The following is a 16,206-nucleotide window of genomic DNA, read 5'->3' as shown; positions in this document are numbered from 1 at the left end:
CCCGATGGCATCCCCCTTTCCCCACCGCGATCTCACCGGCATCTTCGGGCTCCAGCCGTGGGAGATCGCCTATCTGCTGGACGAAGCCGAGCAGTGGATCGCGCTGAATCGCAGCCGCTCCAAGCATGACGACCGGCTTGCCGGCCTCACCGTCATCACCGCCTTCTTCGAGAACAGCACGCGGACCCTCCTCAGCTTCGAGATCGCCGGCAAACGGCTGGGGGCGGATGTGGTGAACATGGGCGTCGGCCAGTCGAGCGTGAAGAAGGGCGAGACGCTGATCGACACCGCCGTCACGCTCAATGCGATGCGCGCGGACGTGATCGTGATCCGCCACGACGCATCGGGCGCGGTGCAGTTGATCGCGGACAAGGTGGATTGCCCGGTGCTCAACGCCGGTGACGGCCGCCACGAACATCCCACGCAGGCGCTGCTCGACGCGCTCACCATCCGTCGCCGCAAGGGGCGGATCGAGGGGGTGCGCGTGGCGATCTGCGGCGATGTGCTGCACAGCCGCGTCGCGCGGTCGAACATCCTCGCGCTCACCGCGCTCGGCGCCGAGGTGCGCGTCATCGCCCCGCCCACGCTGATGCCCGCCGCGATCGAGCGCATGGGCGTGACGGCCTTCACCGATTTCGATGCCGGGCTGGACGGCTGCGACGTGGTGATGATGCTCCGCCTCCAGCGCGAGCGGATGAGCGGCGGCTTCGTCCCCTCCCCGCGCGAATATCATGCGCTGTACGGTCTGACGGAGGAACGGCTGGAACGCGCCGCCCCCGATGCGCTGGTGATGCACCCCGGGCCGATGAACCGGGGGGTGGAGATCACCAGCAGCGTGGCCGATCACCCCACCCGCTCGGCCATCACCGAACAGGTGGAGATGGGCGTGGCGGTGCGGATGGCCTGCCTCGACGTGCTGACGAGACGACAACGCGGTGTGGAGGGCTGGGCATGACCGCGCCGCTCGCCATCCTCAACGGGCGCATCGTCGATCCGGTCGCCGGCACGCTTCACGCGGGCGGGCTGCTGGTCGAGGATCGCCGCATCGTCTCGACCGGGCTGGTCGACATGCCCGCCGGAATCGAGACGATCGACGCCAGGGGCGCGCTGATCGCCCCCGGCCTCGTCGATCTGGGCAGCTTCGCGATCGATCTGCCGGCGTTCGCCGCCGGGGGCATCACCCGCGCGGCGCTGATGCCCGATCAGTCGCTGCCGCTGGACGAGGCGGCGCTGGTGCAGCGCGCCGCCGCCGCCGGCAAGCCCGACGTGTGGGTCCACCCCATCGCGGCGGCCACGCGCGGGCTGGCCGGGCTCGAATTGGCGGAAATCGGCCTGATGAAGGCGGCGGGCGCCTGCGCCGTCGCCACCGGCCGCCGCTGGATCGCCGATTCGGGGGTGATGCACCGCCTGCTCGCTTATGCGTCCGCGCTCGACATGCTGGTGATCGCCCATGCCGAGGATGACGGCCTCGCCGCCGGCGCGGTCGCCACCGCCGGGGAAACCGCGACACGGCTCGGCCTGTCCGCAGCACCCGCCGCCGCCGAGGCGATGGCGGTGGCGCGCGACCTGATGCTGGCCGAGGAGACGGGCGCGCGTCTGCACTTTCGCCAGCTCACCACCGCCCGCGCCTTCGATCTGGTCCGCGCCGCCAGGGCGAAGGGCGTGCGGGTAACGTGCGGGATCAGCCCGGCGCACCTGATGCTATCCGACATCGCGATCGGCGGATTTCGCACCTTCGCCCGCCTCTCGCCCCCCCTGCGGGACGAGAGCGACCGCCTCGCCGCGATCGCGGCGGTGCGCGACGGGACGATCGACATCCTCTGTTCCGCCCACGACCCGCAGGGGCCGGAGGCCAAGCGCCTGCCCTACACCGATGCCGAGCCCGGCATGGCCGGGGCGGAAACGCTGCTGGCGCTGTCGCTCACGCTGGTGCGCGACGGGGTGATCGACCTGCCGCGTTTGTTCGCCCTGCTCTCGACCAACCCGGCGCGGCTGCTCGGCATCCCCGGCGGCGGGCTGGGCGTGGGCGACGAGGCGGACATCATCCTGGTGGACGAGGATGCGCCGTGGAGGATCAGCACCGATCGCATGGCGGCGGTGGCGGGCAACACCCCGTTCGACGGGCTGCCGGTGCAGGGCAAGGTGCGCCGCACGATCAAGGGCGGCCGCCCGCTGGGCTGACAGCCGCGCGCGGGGCGGCGCGGGGCCATCGCGGCGGTCTGCCGGGCCAGAGGCCGATGACGTCGAACCGACCGATCGGTCCGGCCGTATCCCGCTCCCGTATCGGGGGATGGATGGGACAATTCCGAGTCCCGGCCAGCCTCTCGGGATGGGCGGTGGAGGGTCGGCCTTATGCCACCGCGCCCCGAACCGGGCGGATCCCTGCCCCCTCTTGCCGCGCGCGCAAGGGACAAAAGCTTGGTGCGCGTGAAAATCCCGACGATGCAGAGCACGCCGTCGTCGGGCCGTTCCGCGCCATCAGTGCCGGATGATGCAACATGCCGGTACGCCCGCGTGGCGTACCGGCGCGCCCGGTTCAGCCAGCGCGGACCGGTGCCGTCGGCGCCAGCCCGGCCAGCGCCGCGTCGGCGGCGGCGCGGACGAAGCACTGGCCCTGCGCCGCGCGGATCTGGCGGCATACGTCGAGCGCGGCGCCGCGCGTCTGGAACCCGGCCAGCGACAGGCGATACAAGGCACCGCGCCGCTCGGTGCCGAGGACGGTGCGCGATGGCCCCAGCGCGGCGATGCGCTCCACATGACGAGCGCTCGAGCGCCGGGCATTCTCCACGGTCGCCGCGCTGGAGAAAGCGCCGAGCTGGACGACGAAGCGCCCGCGCACCTTGCCCGGCAACCGCGCCGGGCGGGCAATGGCCGCCGGTGCGCCATCGGCGGACAAGGCCGCCAGCCGCACCGGCGGGACGATCGCGCGCACCGGGGCGGCGACGGCCAGCTGCGACGCGGAGGTCGCCGGGGCGGACGATCCGGTCCCCGCAGGATCGGCCTGTCCCGCATCGGCCGACACTATCCCGGCAGCGTCGACCGGTGCGGCCACCACCGCTGGCATCGCCGCAGGATCGACGGCGGCCACTGCCGTCTCGCCCGATACCGGGGAGGCCAGCGCCAGCGCCGTCGGCATCCCGGCGTCCTCGACCGGCGTTACGTGCAGCAGCGCCGCGACCTGATCCCAGGCGTCCTTCGGCTGGCTCAGGTGCGCCCACTCGCCCATCCGCGTCTTCAGCACCGCCGGTGCCAGATCCTGCGCCGCCACCGCGCGTGATTCGCCCCAGCGCCCGGCGAGCGCCAGCCCGAGCGCGTAATTCTGCCGCGTCTTGGCATCGGCGTCCGCCGCCCGCGCCGCCGCCTCCAGCACTGCGACGCCGCCCTCCTTGTCGCCGGCAAGCGAGAGCGCGAGGCCACGGTCGCTTTCGCCCACCTTGCCCCTGGCCGCCGCCAGCAGCTCACGCGCGGAATCCCATTTGCCCAGCGCGATGCGGGTCAGCGCCAGGCTCATCTGCACCTGCCCGTCGTCGGGGGAGAGCGCCAGCGCCTCACCGAGCACGGTTTCGGCCGAGACGAAGCGCCCGGCGGCGATATAGGCGCGGCCCAGCAACAGCCGGTACGCCGCCTCGCGCGGGGCGAGCGCCACGGCATCCTGTGCGAGCGTCACCGCCTTGGCCGCATCCTGCTTCGCCAGTGCGGCCGATGCGCGGCCGGCCAGCTTCGCCGCCTGCCGGTCCGCGCGCGGAGTGGCGGAGGAAAGGGTCGCGGGGGGCGAGGCCGGCTTGCAGCCGACCGCCACGGTGCCGAGCAACGCCGCCGAAACGGCGAACTTCACGACAATGGCCTTCTTCATCTGTCTTTTCCCCGTCCTGATGCGGTCTGCTCCCCGCCCTCCGCCATCGCCGCGGCCACCAGCCGCTCGATGCCGGGTATCGTCTTCAGATGCGCGTCGAGCGCTTCGGCCATCACCGCCTGCGCGGATCGCCCGCCGATCGCGCACGCCAGCCGCAGCCGCATGTGCCGGGCCGGGTCGAGCCGCAGCGTCATGCTCGCCGGCCGCCCGCCCGCCAGCTCGATCGCCGCCGCCACGATCACCGGCAGGCCGGGCGCGGCCGGCGTGGTACGGTCGTTGTCGTTGTCGGCTCGCATGGCCGGCCGCGCTTCCCCCTTGCGGGCGAGCAGGCCGGCGACGGGATCGATCCGGTCGCCCATCGTCACAACCCCCGCCGGCCGAAGCCGCCGCCCGCCGCGCGCGGCACGGCGAACACGGTGCGGCGAAAATTCTTCTCGATCCGCCCGGCGATGTACGTCCACAGGTCGGCGATCTGGGCGGCGGCGGGGTGCGCCGGCCGATCCTCGATCAGCGTGCTCCCGGCCAGCATCGCCTCCGCCAGCCCCGGCGCCTGCTCGATCGGGTGCGGCGCGACCGGGCCGTGGCGGGCCAGCTGCATCACCGATTCGGTGGAGGGCGCCTCCCCCGGCGTCACCCCGTTGACGACGAACAGCAGCGGCTTGCCCGCGCGCGCGCACAGGTCGACGGTGCCGGCGGCCGCGCGCAGTTCGTCCCCGTAGGGCCGGGTCGGCACCACCACCAGCTCGGCCAGCGCCACCACCCCGGCCACCGGCGGGGAGGTGAGCGGCGGCGTATCGACGATGGCGAGGCGGAACCCCTGCACGCGCAGCATCTCGATATCGGCGGGCAACCGCTCCATCGTGGTCTGGGCAAAGGCCGGGGTGTCCTCGTCGCGGACGTTCCACCAGCCGGCCAGCGTGCCGTGCGGGTCGATGTCGATCAGCACCACCGGCCCGGCACCGGCGACCTCGGCCTGTACGGCGAGATGGCCGGCGAGCATGGTCTTGCCCGATCCGCCTTTCTGCGATGCCAAAGCCAATACCCGCATGGTGCGCCAGTCCCTCGTTCGCTCGCCATATTGCTCCCGCCCGGGCTAAGGAGTGGTTAACTGTCGCGACGGCACGGGGTATCGAACCCCACGCCCCTTACGGGTCCGGCGTCGTCAGGGCGGCGCGGGCCACGATGGCATCGGCGGGCGGCAAGGCGTGGAGCGAGGGAATGGATTTGCGAACGGGGATGCGCGGGGCGGGGATGCTGGCGTTGCTGGCGGCAGGCGCGATGGTGCCGGCGATGGCGGCGGCGGCCCCGACGAAGCGCCGGCCGACGACACCCCCGACGGAAGACATGTCGGTAAAGCAGGGTGCCGATGCATGGGAGGCCGGCAATTACGCCCGCGCGCTGGCGATCTGGCGCCCGCTCGCCGACGCCGGCAATGCCGATGCGCAGTATAACATGGCGCAATCCTATCGGCTGGGCCGGGGCGTGGCGGTGGACGAGGCACAGGCGCGCAGCTGGGATCTGAAGGCGGCGCAGCAGGATCACCCCGAGGCGCAGGCGAATTACGGCCTCCTGCTGTTTCAGGGCAACGAGCGGAACGCGGCGCTGCCGTGGCTCAGCAAGGCATCGGCACGCGGCGATGCTCGCGCGCAATATGTCCTCGGCACGGCGCTGTTCAACGGCAACCTGTTCGGCAAGGACTGGGTGCGGGCCTATGCGCTGATGACGCGCGCCGCCGCCGCGGGGCTGCCCCAGGCGGTGACCAGCCTCGCCGAGATGGACCGTTACGTACCGCTGCAACAGCGCCAGCAGGGCACCGCGCTCGCTCGCGACATGGAGCGCAGCGCGGTGCTCGCCGATGCTTCCTCGACCACCCCGTCCAGCCGGCTGGTAAAGGCGCGGACGCAGGTGGCGGCGCGTGGCGAGGCCGGGCCGGCGCCCGCCGTCAGGCCGATGCGGCCCGCGCCCGCCGTCGCGACTGCCGCGACCCCGGCGGTCGTGTCGGTCCCGGTCGCCGCATCGCGATCCGCGCCGGTGCCGGGGGCGGCCTCCTATGCCCGCCCCGCCGCCGTCCGGGCCACCGCGCCGACACCTGCCGGCCCGGTGTCTGCCGGCAGCGGCGGATGGCGCGTGCAGGTGGGTGCCTTTGCCGATCCCGCCACCGCAGGATCGGTCTGGGCGGGCATCTCGGCGAAGGTGCCGGGCCTCGCCCTGCGATCCTATATGGTGAAATCCGGAGCGGTGACGCGGTTGCAAGCCGGCCCGCTTGCCAGCCGCGTCGATGCGACGCGGATGTGCGCGCGGATCACGGCGGCAACCGGCAACGGCTGCTTTCCGGTGGCCACACCGTAACAGGGCCAGGCCGGATCGACCGGCGATCGGGTCCGGCTGATTCGGCACCACGGCCGTGGCGGTGAGGGTCAGCCACCTTCTCGAGGGCGGGGGCACTTTCGCGGCCTGCCATCGCGATACGCTCGAAACGTCTCGATCAGCCGGCGTCAGTCTCAGCGCGATCAGGGGGACGGCGCTGCAGGTTCCTCACCCTCGTTCGGTCGATACCGCAGTGAACGACTGCCGCCGGCCGCTCCGAGCGTTCAGGTGAATCCAGCGTCTCGGGAGATCAGCGTGGACCCTGCGTCCGCTTGAGGGGAGGCCGCGAACGCCCTCCCTCGCTTGACCCGCACCGAACCGAACGGCCCTGAACGTGGCGCCGGCCTCCGTATCGCGGATCTCCAGAGCGGTTCAGCCCGCCGCCCACGTCCCGCGCGCATAGCCCTGCGCGTACAGCAGCGCCGACAGGTCGCCATGATCGATCCGCGCCGCCGCCGCCGCCGCCGTCTTCGGCTTGGCGTGGTAGGCGACGCCCAGCCCGGCCGTCTCGATCATCGGAATGTCGTTGGCGCCGTCGCCGATCGCCAGCGTTGCCGACAGCGGCACGCCCAGCGCGGCGGCCTCGGCCAGCAGCGTCTCGCGCTTGGTGGCCGCGCCCACGATCGGGCGGCTCACGGTGCCGGCCAGCCTGCCGTCCGCCATCTCCAGCACGTTGGAGAGCGCCCGGTGGAAGCCCAGATCGGCCGCCACCCGATCGGCGAAAACGGTGAAGCCGCCGGAGACGAGCACGCAACGCGCGCCGTGCGCCCGCATCGTGCCGACCAGCGCCTTCGCGCCCCCCATCAGCACCACCCGCTCGGCGTGGCAGCGATCGATCACGCTTGCGTCCAGCCCGCGCAGCAGCGCCACCCGCGCATCCAGCGCGCCCTCGAAATCGAGCTCGCCGCGCATCGCCGCCTCGGTCACGGCGGCGACCTCGGCCTTGATCCCGGCATAGTCGGCCAGCTCATCGATGCACTCGATGGTAATCATCGTGGAGTCCATGTCGGCCACCAGCAGCCGCCGGGCGCGGTCGCCGTCGTCCTGCTGCACGATCACGTCGACGCCGCCGGTCAACCCCTCCAGCGCCGCCCGGCCGGCGGCGCGATCACCGGCGAACCGCAGGTCGAAGGCGTCGCCCGGCTCCACCCAACCGCTGGCGCCCGGCGTGCAGCCGGCGCCGGCCAGCGCATCGCGCGCCATCGAAATATCGCCATCGCGCAGGCGACCGCCCGCCGAAACCCCTGCTATCATCGTCGCAATGAACACACCGTATCCCCCGGGCCTGCCGCCGGTCGCGCTTATCGCGGGGCCGACGGCGAGCGGCAAGTCGGCATTGGCGCTGCGACTGGCCGAAATCGCCGACGGCACGATCATCAACGCCGATGCCAGCCAGGTCTATGCCGATCTGCGCGTCGTCTCCGCCCGCCCCTCGCCCGCCGAGGAGGCGGGGGCGCCGCACCGGCTGTTCGGCCATGTCGACGGCGCCCATGCCTGCTCGGCGGCGGAATGGGCGGCGGACGCGGCGGCGGCGATCGACGCGGCGCATGGCGAGGGGCGGCTGCCGATCCTCGTCGGCGGCAGCGGCCTGTACCTGCGCACCCTGCTGGACGGCATCGCCCCGGTGCCGCCGATCGACCCGGCCGTCCGCATGCAGGTCCGCGCGCTGGCGGTGGCCGATACGTTCGCCGCGCTCGCCGTCGAGGATCCCGCCGCCGCCGCCCGCCTGCACCCGGCCGACACCACCCGCGTGGCGCGCGCGCTGGAAGTGGTGCGGTCGACCGGGCGGACGCTGGCCGGCTGGCAGGCGGATCGCGCCGGCGGCATCGGCGGTCGCATCCGCCTCGCGCCGATGCTGCTGCTGCCCGATCGCGACTGGCTCTATGCCCGCTGCGACGCGCGCTTCGCCGCGATGGTCGCGGGCGGCGGCGTAGCGGAGGTGGAACGGCTGCTCGCGCGCGGACTCGATCCGGCGCTGCCGGTGATGCGGGCGATCGGGGTGGCCGAGATCGCCGCGTGGAGGGCCGGTGCGATCGACGAGGCGACGATGATAGCCCGCGCGGCGCAGGCCACCCGGCGCTACGCCAAGCGCCAGTACACATGGTTCGGCAACCAGACGCCCGCCGCATGGCATCGGTCCACAGGGCAGTTTAATGCCGGCGAAACCGACAAACTCGCAATATTGTTACGTGATATGGCGTTGACAGCTTAGTTTATTCGCCTTAGCAGCCGCAGCACGGTTTTCGAGGGCACCGCCCGGACCTGTCGCGCGGGCGCCCCGCCCCGCCCCTGCCCCGCCTCGCGGCGTGAAGGGCTGCCGATCCTGTCGGCAGGACGGTTCCGTCCGGCGGACATTTGCTCTAGGGGGCGCGCGAACATGGAAGGCGAAGCGATGGTTACCGAGCGATCCGGCGCGGACATTCTGATCGAGGCCCTGACCGATCTCGGGGTCGAGGTGGTGTTCGGCTATCCCGGCGGCGCCGTGCTGCCGATCTACGACGCGATCTTCAACCAGACGCGCATCCGCCACATCCTCGTGCGGCAGGAAGGCGGCGCGGTGCACGCGGCGGAGGGTTACGCCCGCGCCACGGGCAAGCCGGGCGTCGTGCTCGTCACCTCCGGCCCGGGGGCGACCAATGCCGTCACCGGCATCGTCGATGCGCTGATGGACTCGATCCCGCTCGTCATCATCACCGGGCAGGTGCCCACCGGGCTGATCGGCACGGACGCGTTCCAGGAATGCGACACGATCGGCATCACCCGCCACTGCACCAAGCACAACTATCTGGTGAAGGACCCCGCCAAGCTCGGCGACATCGTCCACGAGGCGTTCCATATCGCCACCTCCGGCCGCCCCGGCCCGGTGGTGATCGATCTGCCCAAGGACGTGCAGGTCGCCACCGCCGCCTATCGCAAGCCGGGCACGGCCAACCTGCCGCACAAGGGCTATCGCCCGCAGGTGAAGGCGGACCCGAGCCTGATCGGCGCGGCGGTGGAGATGATCGCCTCGGCCAAGCGCCCGATCCTCTACACCGGCGGCGGCATCATCAATTCCGGCCCGGCCGCGTCGCAGCTGCTGCGCGAATTGCAACGGCTCACCGGCGCGCCCGTCACCTCTACCCTGATGGGCCTCGGCGCCTATCCGGCCAGCGGCGACGCGTGGCTGGGGATGCTGGGGATGCACGGCACCTACGAGGCCAACATGGCGATGCACGGGTGCGATCTGATGATCTGCCTCGGCGCGCGCTATGACGACCGCGTGACCGGCCGGCTCGACGCCTTCTCGCCCGACTCCACCAAGATCCACATCGATATCGACCGCGCCTCGCACAACAAGACGGTGCAGGTCGATCTCCCCATCGTCGGCGATGTCGGCCGCGCGATGGAGGACATGATAAAGATGTGGAAGGCGAGCCAGCACCACAAGCCGGACCTGACCGCATGGTGGGCGCAGATCGAGGAATGGCGCGCCAGGGACTCGCTCTACTTCCCGCCCTCCGACACCGAGATCATGCCGCAGGAGGCCGTGCGCCGGCTGCACGAGGCGACCAAGGCGCGCAAGCCGATCATCACCACCGAGGTGGGCCAGCACCAGATGTGGGCGGCGCTCTACATGGGGTTCGAGGGGCCGAACAAGTGGCTCACCTCGGGCGGTCTCGGCACGATGGGCTACGGCCTGCCCGCCGCGATCGGCGCGCAGCTCGGCAACCCGAACGCGCTCGTCATCGACGTGGCCGGCGAGGCGTCCATCCAGATGAACATCCAGGAGCTGGCCACCGCCACGCAGTACAAGCTGCCGGTGAAGGTGTTCATCCTGAACAACGAATATATGGGCATGGTCCGCCAGTGGCAGGATCTCACCTACGGCGGCCGCCATTCGCACAGCTACAGCGATTCGCTGCCCGATTTCGTGAAGCTGGCCGAAGCCTATGGCTGGACCGGCATCCGCATCGAGGGGCCGGACGAGCTGGACGCCGGCATCGCCCGGATGCTGGAGACGGACGGGCCGGTGATGGTCGACTGCCGCGTGTCCAAGGTGGCCAACTGCTTCCCGATGATCCCCAGCGGGGCCGCGCATACCGAGATGATCCTGCACGCCAACGAGGTTTCCGGCGAAATGGACGACGAAGCGAAGGCGCTGGTCTGATGCACATCCGCACCGAAAAGGCCGAGCGGCACACGCTCTCCGTCCTCGTCGACAACGAGGCCGGCATCCTCGCCCGTATCGCCGGGCTGTTCTCCGCGCGCGGCTACAATATCGAGAGCCTCACGGTGGCCGACGTCACCGAGGACGAGAAGATCAGCCGCATCACCATCGTGACGAGCGGGCCGCGCGGGGTGATCGACCAGATCATCTCGCAGCTCGACCGGCTGATCCCGGTCCACAAGGTCACCGACCTGACGGAGCTCGGCGCGCATGTGGAGCGCGAGCTTGCCCTGGTGAAGGTGCGCGGCACCGGCGACCATCGCATCGAGGCGCTGCGGCTGGCCGAGGTCTATCGCGCCCGCGTGCTCGATGCGACGACCAGCAGCTTCGTGTTCGAGGTGACGGGCGGGTCGGAGAAAATCGACAAGTTCCTCGAGCTGATGCGCGAGGTCGGCCTGATCGAGGTCGCCCGTACCGGCGTCGCCGCCATCGCCCGCGGCCGGGACGCCGCCTGACCCATCTCTCCCGGCCGCAGAAGCGCCGGACCAATTCCACAGGGAGCCATCGAATGCGCGTTTATTACGATCGGGATGCCGACATCGGCCTCATCAAGGGCAAGAAGGTCGCCATCGTCGGCTACGGCAGCCAGGGCCATGCCCACGCCCAGAACCTGCGCGATTCGGGCGTGGCCGAGGTTGCGATCGCGCTGCGCCCCGGCTCGGCCACCGCGAAGAAGGTCGAGGACGCCGGCTTCAAGGTGCTCAGCAACGCCGAGGCCGCCAAATGGGCCGATATCGTGATGGTGCTGGCGCCCGACGAGCATCAGGCCGCGATCTACAACGACGATCTGGCCGCCAACCTGAAGCCCGGCGCGGCGATCGCCTTCGCCCACGGCCTCAACGTGCACTTCGGCCTGATCGAGCCGCGCGCCGACGTCGACGTGTTCATGATCGCCCCCAAGGGCCCGGGCCACACCGTGCGTTCCGAGTATCAGCGCGGTGGCGGCGTGCCCTGCCTGATCGCGATCCACCAGGATGCCAGCGGCAACGCGCATGACGTGGCGCTCTCCTATGCCAGCGCCATCGGCGGCGGTCGGTCGGGCGTGATCGAGACGACCTTCAAGGAGGAGTGCGAAACCGACCTGTTCGGCGAGCAGGCCGTGCTGTGCGGCGGCATCACCCACCTGATCCAGGCCGGGTTCGAGACGCTGACCGAGGCCGGCTACGCACCGGAAATGGCCTATTTCGAGTGCCTGCACGAGACCAAGCTGATCGTCGACCTGCTGTACGAGGGCGGCATCGCCAACATGCGCTACTCGATCAGCAACACGGCCGAATATGGCGACATCACCACCGGCCCGCGCATCATCACGCCCGAGACGAAGGCCGAGATGAAGCGCGTGCTGGCGGACATCCAGTCCGGCCGGTTCGTGAAGAACTTCGTGCTGGACAACCGCGCCGGCCAGCCGGAGCTGAAGGCCAGCCGCAAGGCCGCCGCCGCGCACCCGATCGAGCAGGTCGGCGAGAAGCTGCGCGCCATGATGCCGTGGATCGCCAAGAATCAGCTGGTCGACAAGGCGAAGAACTGACGCCGCCGCGCCCAGCGGCGCGGATTGACAAGCACCACCGCGCCGGTTGCGCGGATTGACAAGCAGAGGAGGGGCGGGTCAGCTATGGCCTGCCCCTTCCCTGTTTCAGGAGCCTTGCCGATGCGCCGTCCGATCCTCGCCGCCGTCCTGCTCGCAGCGACCCCCGCCGTGGCACAGATGCCGACGACCAAACCCGGCGCGCCGGACGCCTCGCGCGTTACCGCCGGCACCTATGCGGTCGATCCGAACCACACGCAGGTGGTGTTCACCGTCGATCACCTCGGCTTCAACAGCTATTGGGGCATCTTCGGCGGCGCCACCGGCACGCTGGTGCTCGATCCGGCGAAGCCCAACGCCGCCACCGTCTCGATCGAGGTGCCGATGAGCGGCCTCGTCACCACCAGCGCGGCGCTGAACGAGCATCTCGCCAAGCCCGACTTCTTCGACGTCGCGAAATTCCCGACCGCGACGTTCAGGTCGACCAGCGTGACGGTGCGCGGCACGACCGCGAAGATCGCCGGCAACCTCACGCTGCACGGCGTGACGAAGCCGATCGTGCTGGACGCGAAGTTCACCGGCGCCGGCCTCGGCCCGATGGACAAGAAGGCCAACGTCGGCTTCGAGGCGACCACCAGCGTGAAGCGCAGCGACTTCGGCGTCAGCTACGGCACCGCCCTCGTCTCCGACGTGGTGCCGTTGAAGATCACCGTGGCCTTCGAGAAGAAGTAACGGCGCTTTCTCGCCGATCCGGCCCCCTCGTCATCCCGGCCTGCGCCGGGATGACGATGAGACTCAGGGTCGGAGATCCCGGCGCCCCCAGTAATGACGGTGGCGTGGGGCGCCTGCGGTGCGCTCCACGCCTCACACCCGCACGTAGCGGAAGTACCAGACCTCTCGTCCTTCGCGACGGGCCTTGGCGGCGTAGCGGCTGTCGGGCCAGTCGTCGGGGCGCACGAGGAAATCGGACGGGCGCGTCGCCGTCCAGCGGAAGTCGGGCCGTGCGCCCATCACCATCATGCCCCAGCGGCAATAGACCGGGTGGTCCGTGCCGAAGCGGAACTCCCCGCCCGGCCGCAGCTTGGCGGCGATGGCATCCATCGGTCCGTGGTTCATGAAGCGGCGCTTGGCGTGGCGCGCCTTGGGCCAGGGATCGGGGTGGAGCAGATACACGCGCGCCAGCGAGGCGTCGGGCAGCCGCTCCATCACCTCCAGCGCGTCACCCATGTGCAGGCGCACGTTCGCCAGCCCCTCGCGCTCGACATGGCCGAGCGCGCCGACCACGCCGTTGAGGAACGGCTCGCAGCCGATGAAGCCATGATCCGGCCGCATCGCCGCCTGTTCGGCCAGATGCTCGCCCGCGCCGAAACCGATCTCCAGCTCGATCGGGCGATCGTCGCCGAACAGCGTGGTGGCATCGAGCGGCCCGGTCTCGGGCACGGTGATCTCGGGCAGCAGCGTCTCGACCAGCGCCGACTGGCCCTGGCGCAACTTGTGGCCCTGCCGCCGGCCATAGAGGCGGCGGATGGTGGTGGGGTCGGAATAGGCGTGGGGCGTGTCGGACATGGCATGCCGCCTAACGCAGTTGCCCGCCAGGGGAAATCACCTGCCGCCCGGGAAACGGCGACAGGACGAAAAATCCGCCGCCGCTGTGGTCAGGCCGGCTTCGCGCCCGGCGTGCCGCACTTGGCGAAATGCCCCTTGGCGTTCTTGCAGCGCGCCGCCGCCTTGGGCTTGGCCTCCGGGCATTTGATGAACTTGCCCTTGGCATCCTTGCAGGGCGCCGCCAGCGCCGGCGCGGTGAGGCCGCCACCGATCAGGCCGACAGCGAGAAACATCGACAGGGCAAGCCGGGACATGGCACTCTCCTTCACGGAGAAGTCTATGCCCGGCGTGGCACCACCGCAATCGGCGATATGCCCGGCGGCGATCACGCCACCGGACATCGACGGATCAGAGCGCCGCCTTCAGCTTCTCGACCAGATCGGTCTTTTCCCAGCTGAAGAAATCACCGTCCGGCTCGCGCCCGAAATGGCCGTAGCTGGCGGTACGCTGGTAGATCGGCTTGTTGAGCTGGAGATGCTCGCGGATGCCCTTGGGGGTCAGCCGCACGAGCGTCGGCAGCACCTGCTCGATCTTCGCCTCGTCCACCGTGCCGGTGCCGTGCGTATCGACGTAGAGCGACAGCGGCTCGGCGATGCCGATCGCGTAGCTCAGCTGGATCGTGCACCGCTTGGCCAGGCCGGCGGCGACGATGTTCTTGGCCATGTAGCGCGCGATATAGGCGGCCGAGCGATCGACCTTGGTCGGGTCCTTGCCCGAGAAGGCACCGCCGCCGTGCGGGGAAGCGCCGCCGTAGGTGTCGACGATGATCTTGCGACCGGTCAGCCCGGCGTCGCCGTCCGGCCCGCCGATCTCGAACTTGCCGGTCGGGTTCACGTAGATCGCGGTCGCATCCGAGATGAAGCCCTGCGGCAGCACGTCGTTGAACACGCCGACGACATAATCACGCAGCTGCTTGTAGCGCGCGGCATCGCTGCCCTCGCTGCCGTCGTCGAAATAGCCGGGTGCATGCTGGGTCGAAACGACCAGCGCCGTCGCGCGGACCGGCACGCCGTTCTCATACTGCAACGTCACCTGGCTCTTGGCGTCCGGCTCAAGGAACGGGACGGCCTTGGAATGGCGATCTTCCGCCATCCGCTCGAGAATGCGGTGCGAGTAATACAGCGTGGCGGGCAGGTAGTCGGGTGTCTCGTCGGTGGCGTAGCCGAACATGATACCCTGATCGCCGGCGCCCTCATCCTTGTTGCCGCTCTCGTCCACGCCCTGCGCGATGTGGGCGGACTGGGCGTGCAGGTTGTTGAGGAACTTGAACGTCTGCCAGTGAAAGCCGTCCTGCTCGTAGCCGATGCGCTTCACCGTCTCGCGCACGGTCTTCTCGATCTCGGCCTCGGCGCCCTCGGCCCACTTGCCGTCCTCATAGACGCCCTTGCAGCGGATCTCGCCGGCGAGCACGACCAGCTGGGTGGTCGTCAGCGTCTCGCAGGCGATGCGGGCCTGCGGATCCTTGGACAGGAACAGATCGACCACCGCGTCGGAGATCTGATCGGCCACCTTGTCGGGATGGCCTTCGGAAACCGACTCGGACGTGAAGAGGAAGTCCTGACGCATCGCGTATCATGCCTTTCGGAACGGTGACGGCCGACCCTGTGGGGCGGTCATATAAAGCTTTCCTTATGTCCCTTAGCGGGCGAAGCGGCGATGTGCAAATGCCGCAAGCACCAGCAAGGCGGCGAACAGCATCGGCAGCAGGTTGCCGTGGCTCGAAAACGGCGTGGGCGGACGCGGGCCATCCAGCCGCCGCTCGATCGCGCCGGCGCGGCCCTGCGGCAGCGACGCCACCAGCCGCCCGTCCGGATCGATCACCGCCGAGATGCCGGTGGGCGTGGCGCGCACCACCGCGATCCCCTCCTCGATCGCGCGCAGACGAGTCTGCGCCAGATGCTGCGGCGGGCCGGAGGGGCCGAACCACGCATCGTTGGAAGGGTTGAACAGGAAGGCCGGGCGGTGGGCACGATCGAGCACATGGCCGGAAAAGATGATCTCGTAGCAGATCTGCACGCCAACCGTGCCGAACCCCGGCAGCACGAAGCTGCGCGGCCCCGGCCCCGGCCAGAAATCGAGATCGCCCGGCGCCAGCCGCGACAGGCCCATCGCCGAGAGGATCGGCCGCATCGGCAGATACTCGCCATAAGGCACCAGATGCGCCTTGTCGTAGCGGTCGAGCAGCCGCGCCCGCGCATCCAGCACGAACATGCTGTTGCGCGCGCCGATGGCGTTGCCCTGCCTGTCCCACTCGATCGCGACGCCGCCGGTCATCAGCAGGTCACGCGGGCCGAGCAGGCGTGCCAGCCTTTGTGCGGCCCACGGCTCGTCCTCCAGATAATCCGGCACCGCCGCCTCGGGCCACAGGATCAGGCGCGGCTCCGCCTCGGGCGCGCCGGTGAGGCCGGCGAGGCGGGCGAAGTTGCGCCGTTCCAGCCCCTTCACCCACTTTTCCTGCTGGTTGATGTTCGGCTGGACGATGTGGACGCGCGGCCCCGCCCCGGCCGCCCCCCCGGACCCCCCCCCCCGCCCCCCCCCCCCCCCCCAATCCCAGCGCCGCCCAGCCGCCCACCCGCCCCCGCCGTGAGCAGCGACGCCCCCGGCATCGCCCCGCCGACCACCGCCACCAGACCACGCGTATATTTGTGG

16 protein-coding genes are annotated in these 16,206 nt (G+C 70.5%); 8 read left to right on the top strand and 8 right to left on the bottom strand.

Annotated elements, in window-relative coordinates:
- The first annotated feature begins 4 nt into the window (after positions 1-4).
- Entirely contained in the window at positions 5-955 is a 951-nt protein-coding gene (locus FOY91_RS17145) for an aspartate carbamoyltransferase catalytic subunit (RefSeq protein ID WP_145154573.1), read from the top strand.
- Complete coding sequence (locus FOY91_RS17140) at positions 952-2,181, top strand: dihydroorotase (RefSeq protein WP_145154565.1); 1,230 nt, start codon at positions 952-954, stop codon at positions 2,179-2,181. Before FOY91_RS17145 ends, FOY91_RS17140 begins: the two co-directional genes overlap by 4 nt.
- Before the next feature lie 355 nt (positions 2,182-2,536).
- Here FOY91_RS17140 and FOY91_RS17135 read toward each other — a convergent pair whose 3' ends face one another.
- Genes FOY91_RS17135 through FOY91_RS17125 form a run of 3 tightly spaced genes read right to left on the bottom strand, consistent with a single transcriptional unit; the run spans position 2,537 to position 4,901 of the window.
- Positions 2,537-3,853 (bottom strand): SPOR domain-containing protein, encoded by a 1,317-nt coding sequence (locus tag FOY91_RS17135; RefSeq protein WP_145154563.1) that lies wholly within the window; start codon positions 3,851-3,853, stop codon positions 2,537-2,539.
- Positions 3,850-4,212 (bottom strand): hypothetical protein, encoded by a 363-nt coding sequence (locus tag FOY91_RS17130; RefSeq protein WP_203234618.1) that lies wholly within the window; start codon positions 4,210-4,212, stop codon positions 3,850-3,852. The genes FOY91_RS17135 and FOY91_RS17130 overlap by 4 nt, the downstream gene beginning before the upstream one ends.
- Before the next feature lie 2 nt (positions 4,213-4,214).
- Positions 4,215-4,901, bottom strand: coding sequence for a ParA family protein (locus tag FOY91_RS17125; RefSeq protein WP_145154561.1), 687 nt, complete (start codon positions 4,899-4,901; stop codon positions 4,215-4,217).
- A gap of 170 nt (positions 4,902-5,071) precedes the next feature.
- Between FOY91_RS17125 and FOY91_RS17120 the strand changes: the two genes are divergently transcribed.
- Positions 5,072-6,202, top strand: a complete 1,131-nt coding sequence (locus FOY91_RS17120) for an SPOR domain-containing protein (protein ID WP_238995763.1) — start codon at positions 5,072-5,074, stop codon at positions 6,200-6,202.
- Positions 6,203-6,592: 390 nt separating this feature from the next.
- Here the strand turns inward: FOY91_RS17120 and serB are convergent, their stop codons facing one another.
- Positions 6,593-7,489, bottom strand: coding sequence for a phosphoserine phosphatase SerB (gene serB, locus FOY91_RS17115; protein WP_145154559.1), 897 nt, complete (start codon positions 7,487-7,489; stop codon positions 6,593-6,595).
- Here serB and miaA point away from each other — a divergent pair.
- From miaA to FOY91_RS17090, 5 genes are all read left to right on the top strand, one after another.
- Positions 7,482-8,432, top strand: a complete 951-nt coding sequence (gene miaA / locus FOY91_RS17110) for a tRNA (adenosine(37)-N6)-dimethylallyltransferase MiaA (RefSeq protein WP_145154558.1) — start codon at positions 7,482-7,484, stop codon at positions 8,430-8,432. The genes serB and miaA overlap by 8 nt on opposite strands.
- 180 nt (positions 8,433-8,612) lie before the next feature.
- The gene (locus FOY91_RS17105; protein WP_145154569.1) at positions 8,613-10,367 is read left to right on the top strand and encodes an acetolactate synthase 3 large subunit; all 1,755 of its coding nucleotides are present in this window, start codon (positions 8,613-8,615) and stop codon (positions 10,365-10,367) included.
- On the top strand, positions 10,367-10,882 hold the full coding sequence (gene ilvN, locus FOY91_RS17100; protein WP_145154556.1) for an acetolactate synthase small subunit: 516 nt from the start codon (positions 10,367-10,369) through the stop codon (positions 10,880-10,882). Before FOY91_RS17105 ends, ilvN begins: the two co-directional genes overlap by 1 nt.
- 53 nt (positions 10,883-10,935) lie before the next feature.
- Positions 10,936-11,955, top strand: a complete 1,020-nt coding sequence (gene ilvC, locus FOY91_RS17095) for a ketol-acid reductoisomerase (RefSeq protein WP_145154554.1) — start codon at positions 10,936-10,938, stop codon at positions 11,953-11,955.
- Between the two features lie 120 nt (positions 11,956-12,075).
- Positions 12,076-12,684 (top strand): YceI family protein, encoded by a 609-nt coding sequence (locus FOY91_RS17090; protein WP_145154552.1) that lies wholly within the window; start codon positions 12,076-12,078, stop codon positions 12,682-12,684.
- A 132-nt stretch (positions 12,685-12,816) separates the two neighbouring features.
- On the opposite strand, the gene trmB is transcribed toward FOY91_RS17090, so the two are convergent.
- From trmB to lnt, 4 genes are all read right to left on the bottom strand, one after another.
- The gene (trmB, locus tag FOY91_RS17085) at positions 12,817-13,518 is read right to left on the bottom strand and encodes a tRNA (guanine(46)-N(7))-methyltransferase TrmB (RefSeq protein WP_145154550.1); all 702 of its coding nucleotides are present in this window, start codon (positions 13,516-13,518) and stop codon (positions 12,817-12,819) included.
- 89 nt (positions 13,519-13,607) lie between these two features.
- Entirely contained in the window at positions 13,608-13,811 is a 204-nt protein-coding gene (locus FOY91_RS17080) for a hypothetical protein (RefSeq protein ID WP_203234617.1), read from the bottom strand.
- A gap of 94 nt (positions 13,812-13,905) precedes the next feature.
- Entirely contained in the window at positions 13,906-15,123 is a 1,218-nt protein-coding gene (gene metK / locus FOY91_RS17075; RefSeq protein ID WP_145154548.1) for a methionine adenosyltransferase, read from the bottom strand.
- 72 nt (positions 15,124-15,195) lie between these two features.
- The gene (gene lnt / locus FOY91_RS17070; RefSeq protein WP_338062099.1) at positions 15,196-16,038 is read right to left on the bottom strand and encodes an apolipoprotein N-acyltransferase; all 843 of its coding nucleotides are present in this window, start codon (positions 16,036-16,038) and stop codon (positions 15,196-15,198) included.
- Between the last annotated feature and the right edge of the window lie 168 nt (positions 16,039-16,206).

The sequence above is a fragment of the Alterirhizorhabdus solaris genome, assembly GCF_007785815.1.
GTDB classification, from domain to species: domain Bacteria; phylum Pseudomonadota; class Alphaproteobacteria; order Sphingomonadales; family Sphingomonadaceae; genus Alterirhizorhabdus; species Alterirhizorhabdus solaris.
Note: the sequence above shows the minus strand (reverse complement) of the source record. Positions and strands in the feature narration are given on the sequence as shown.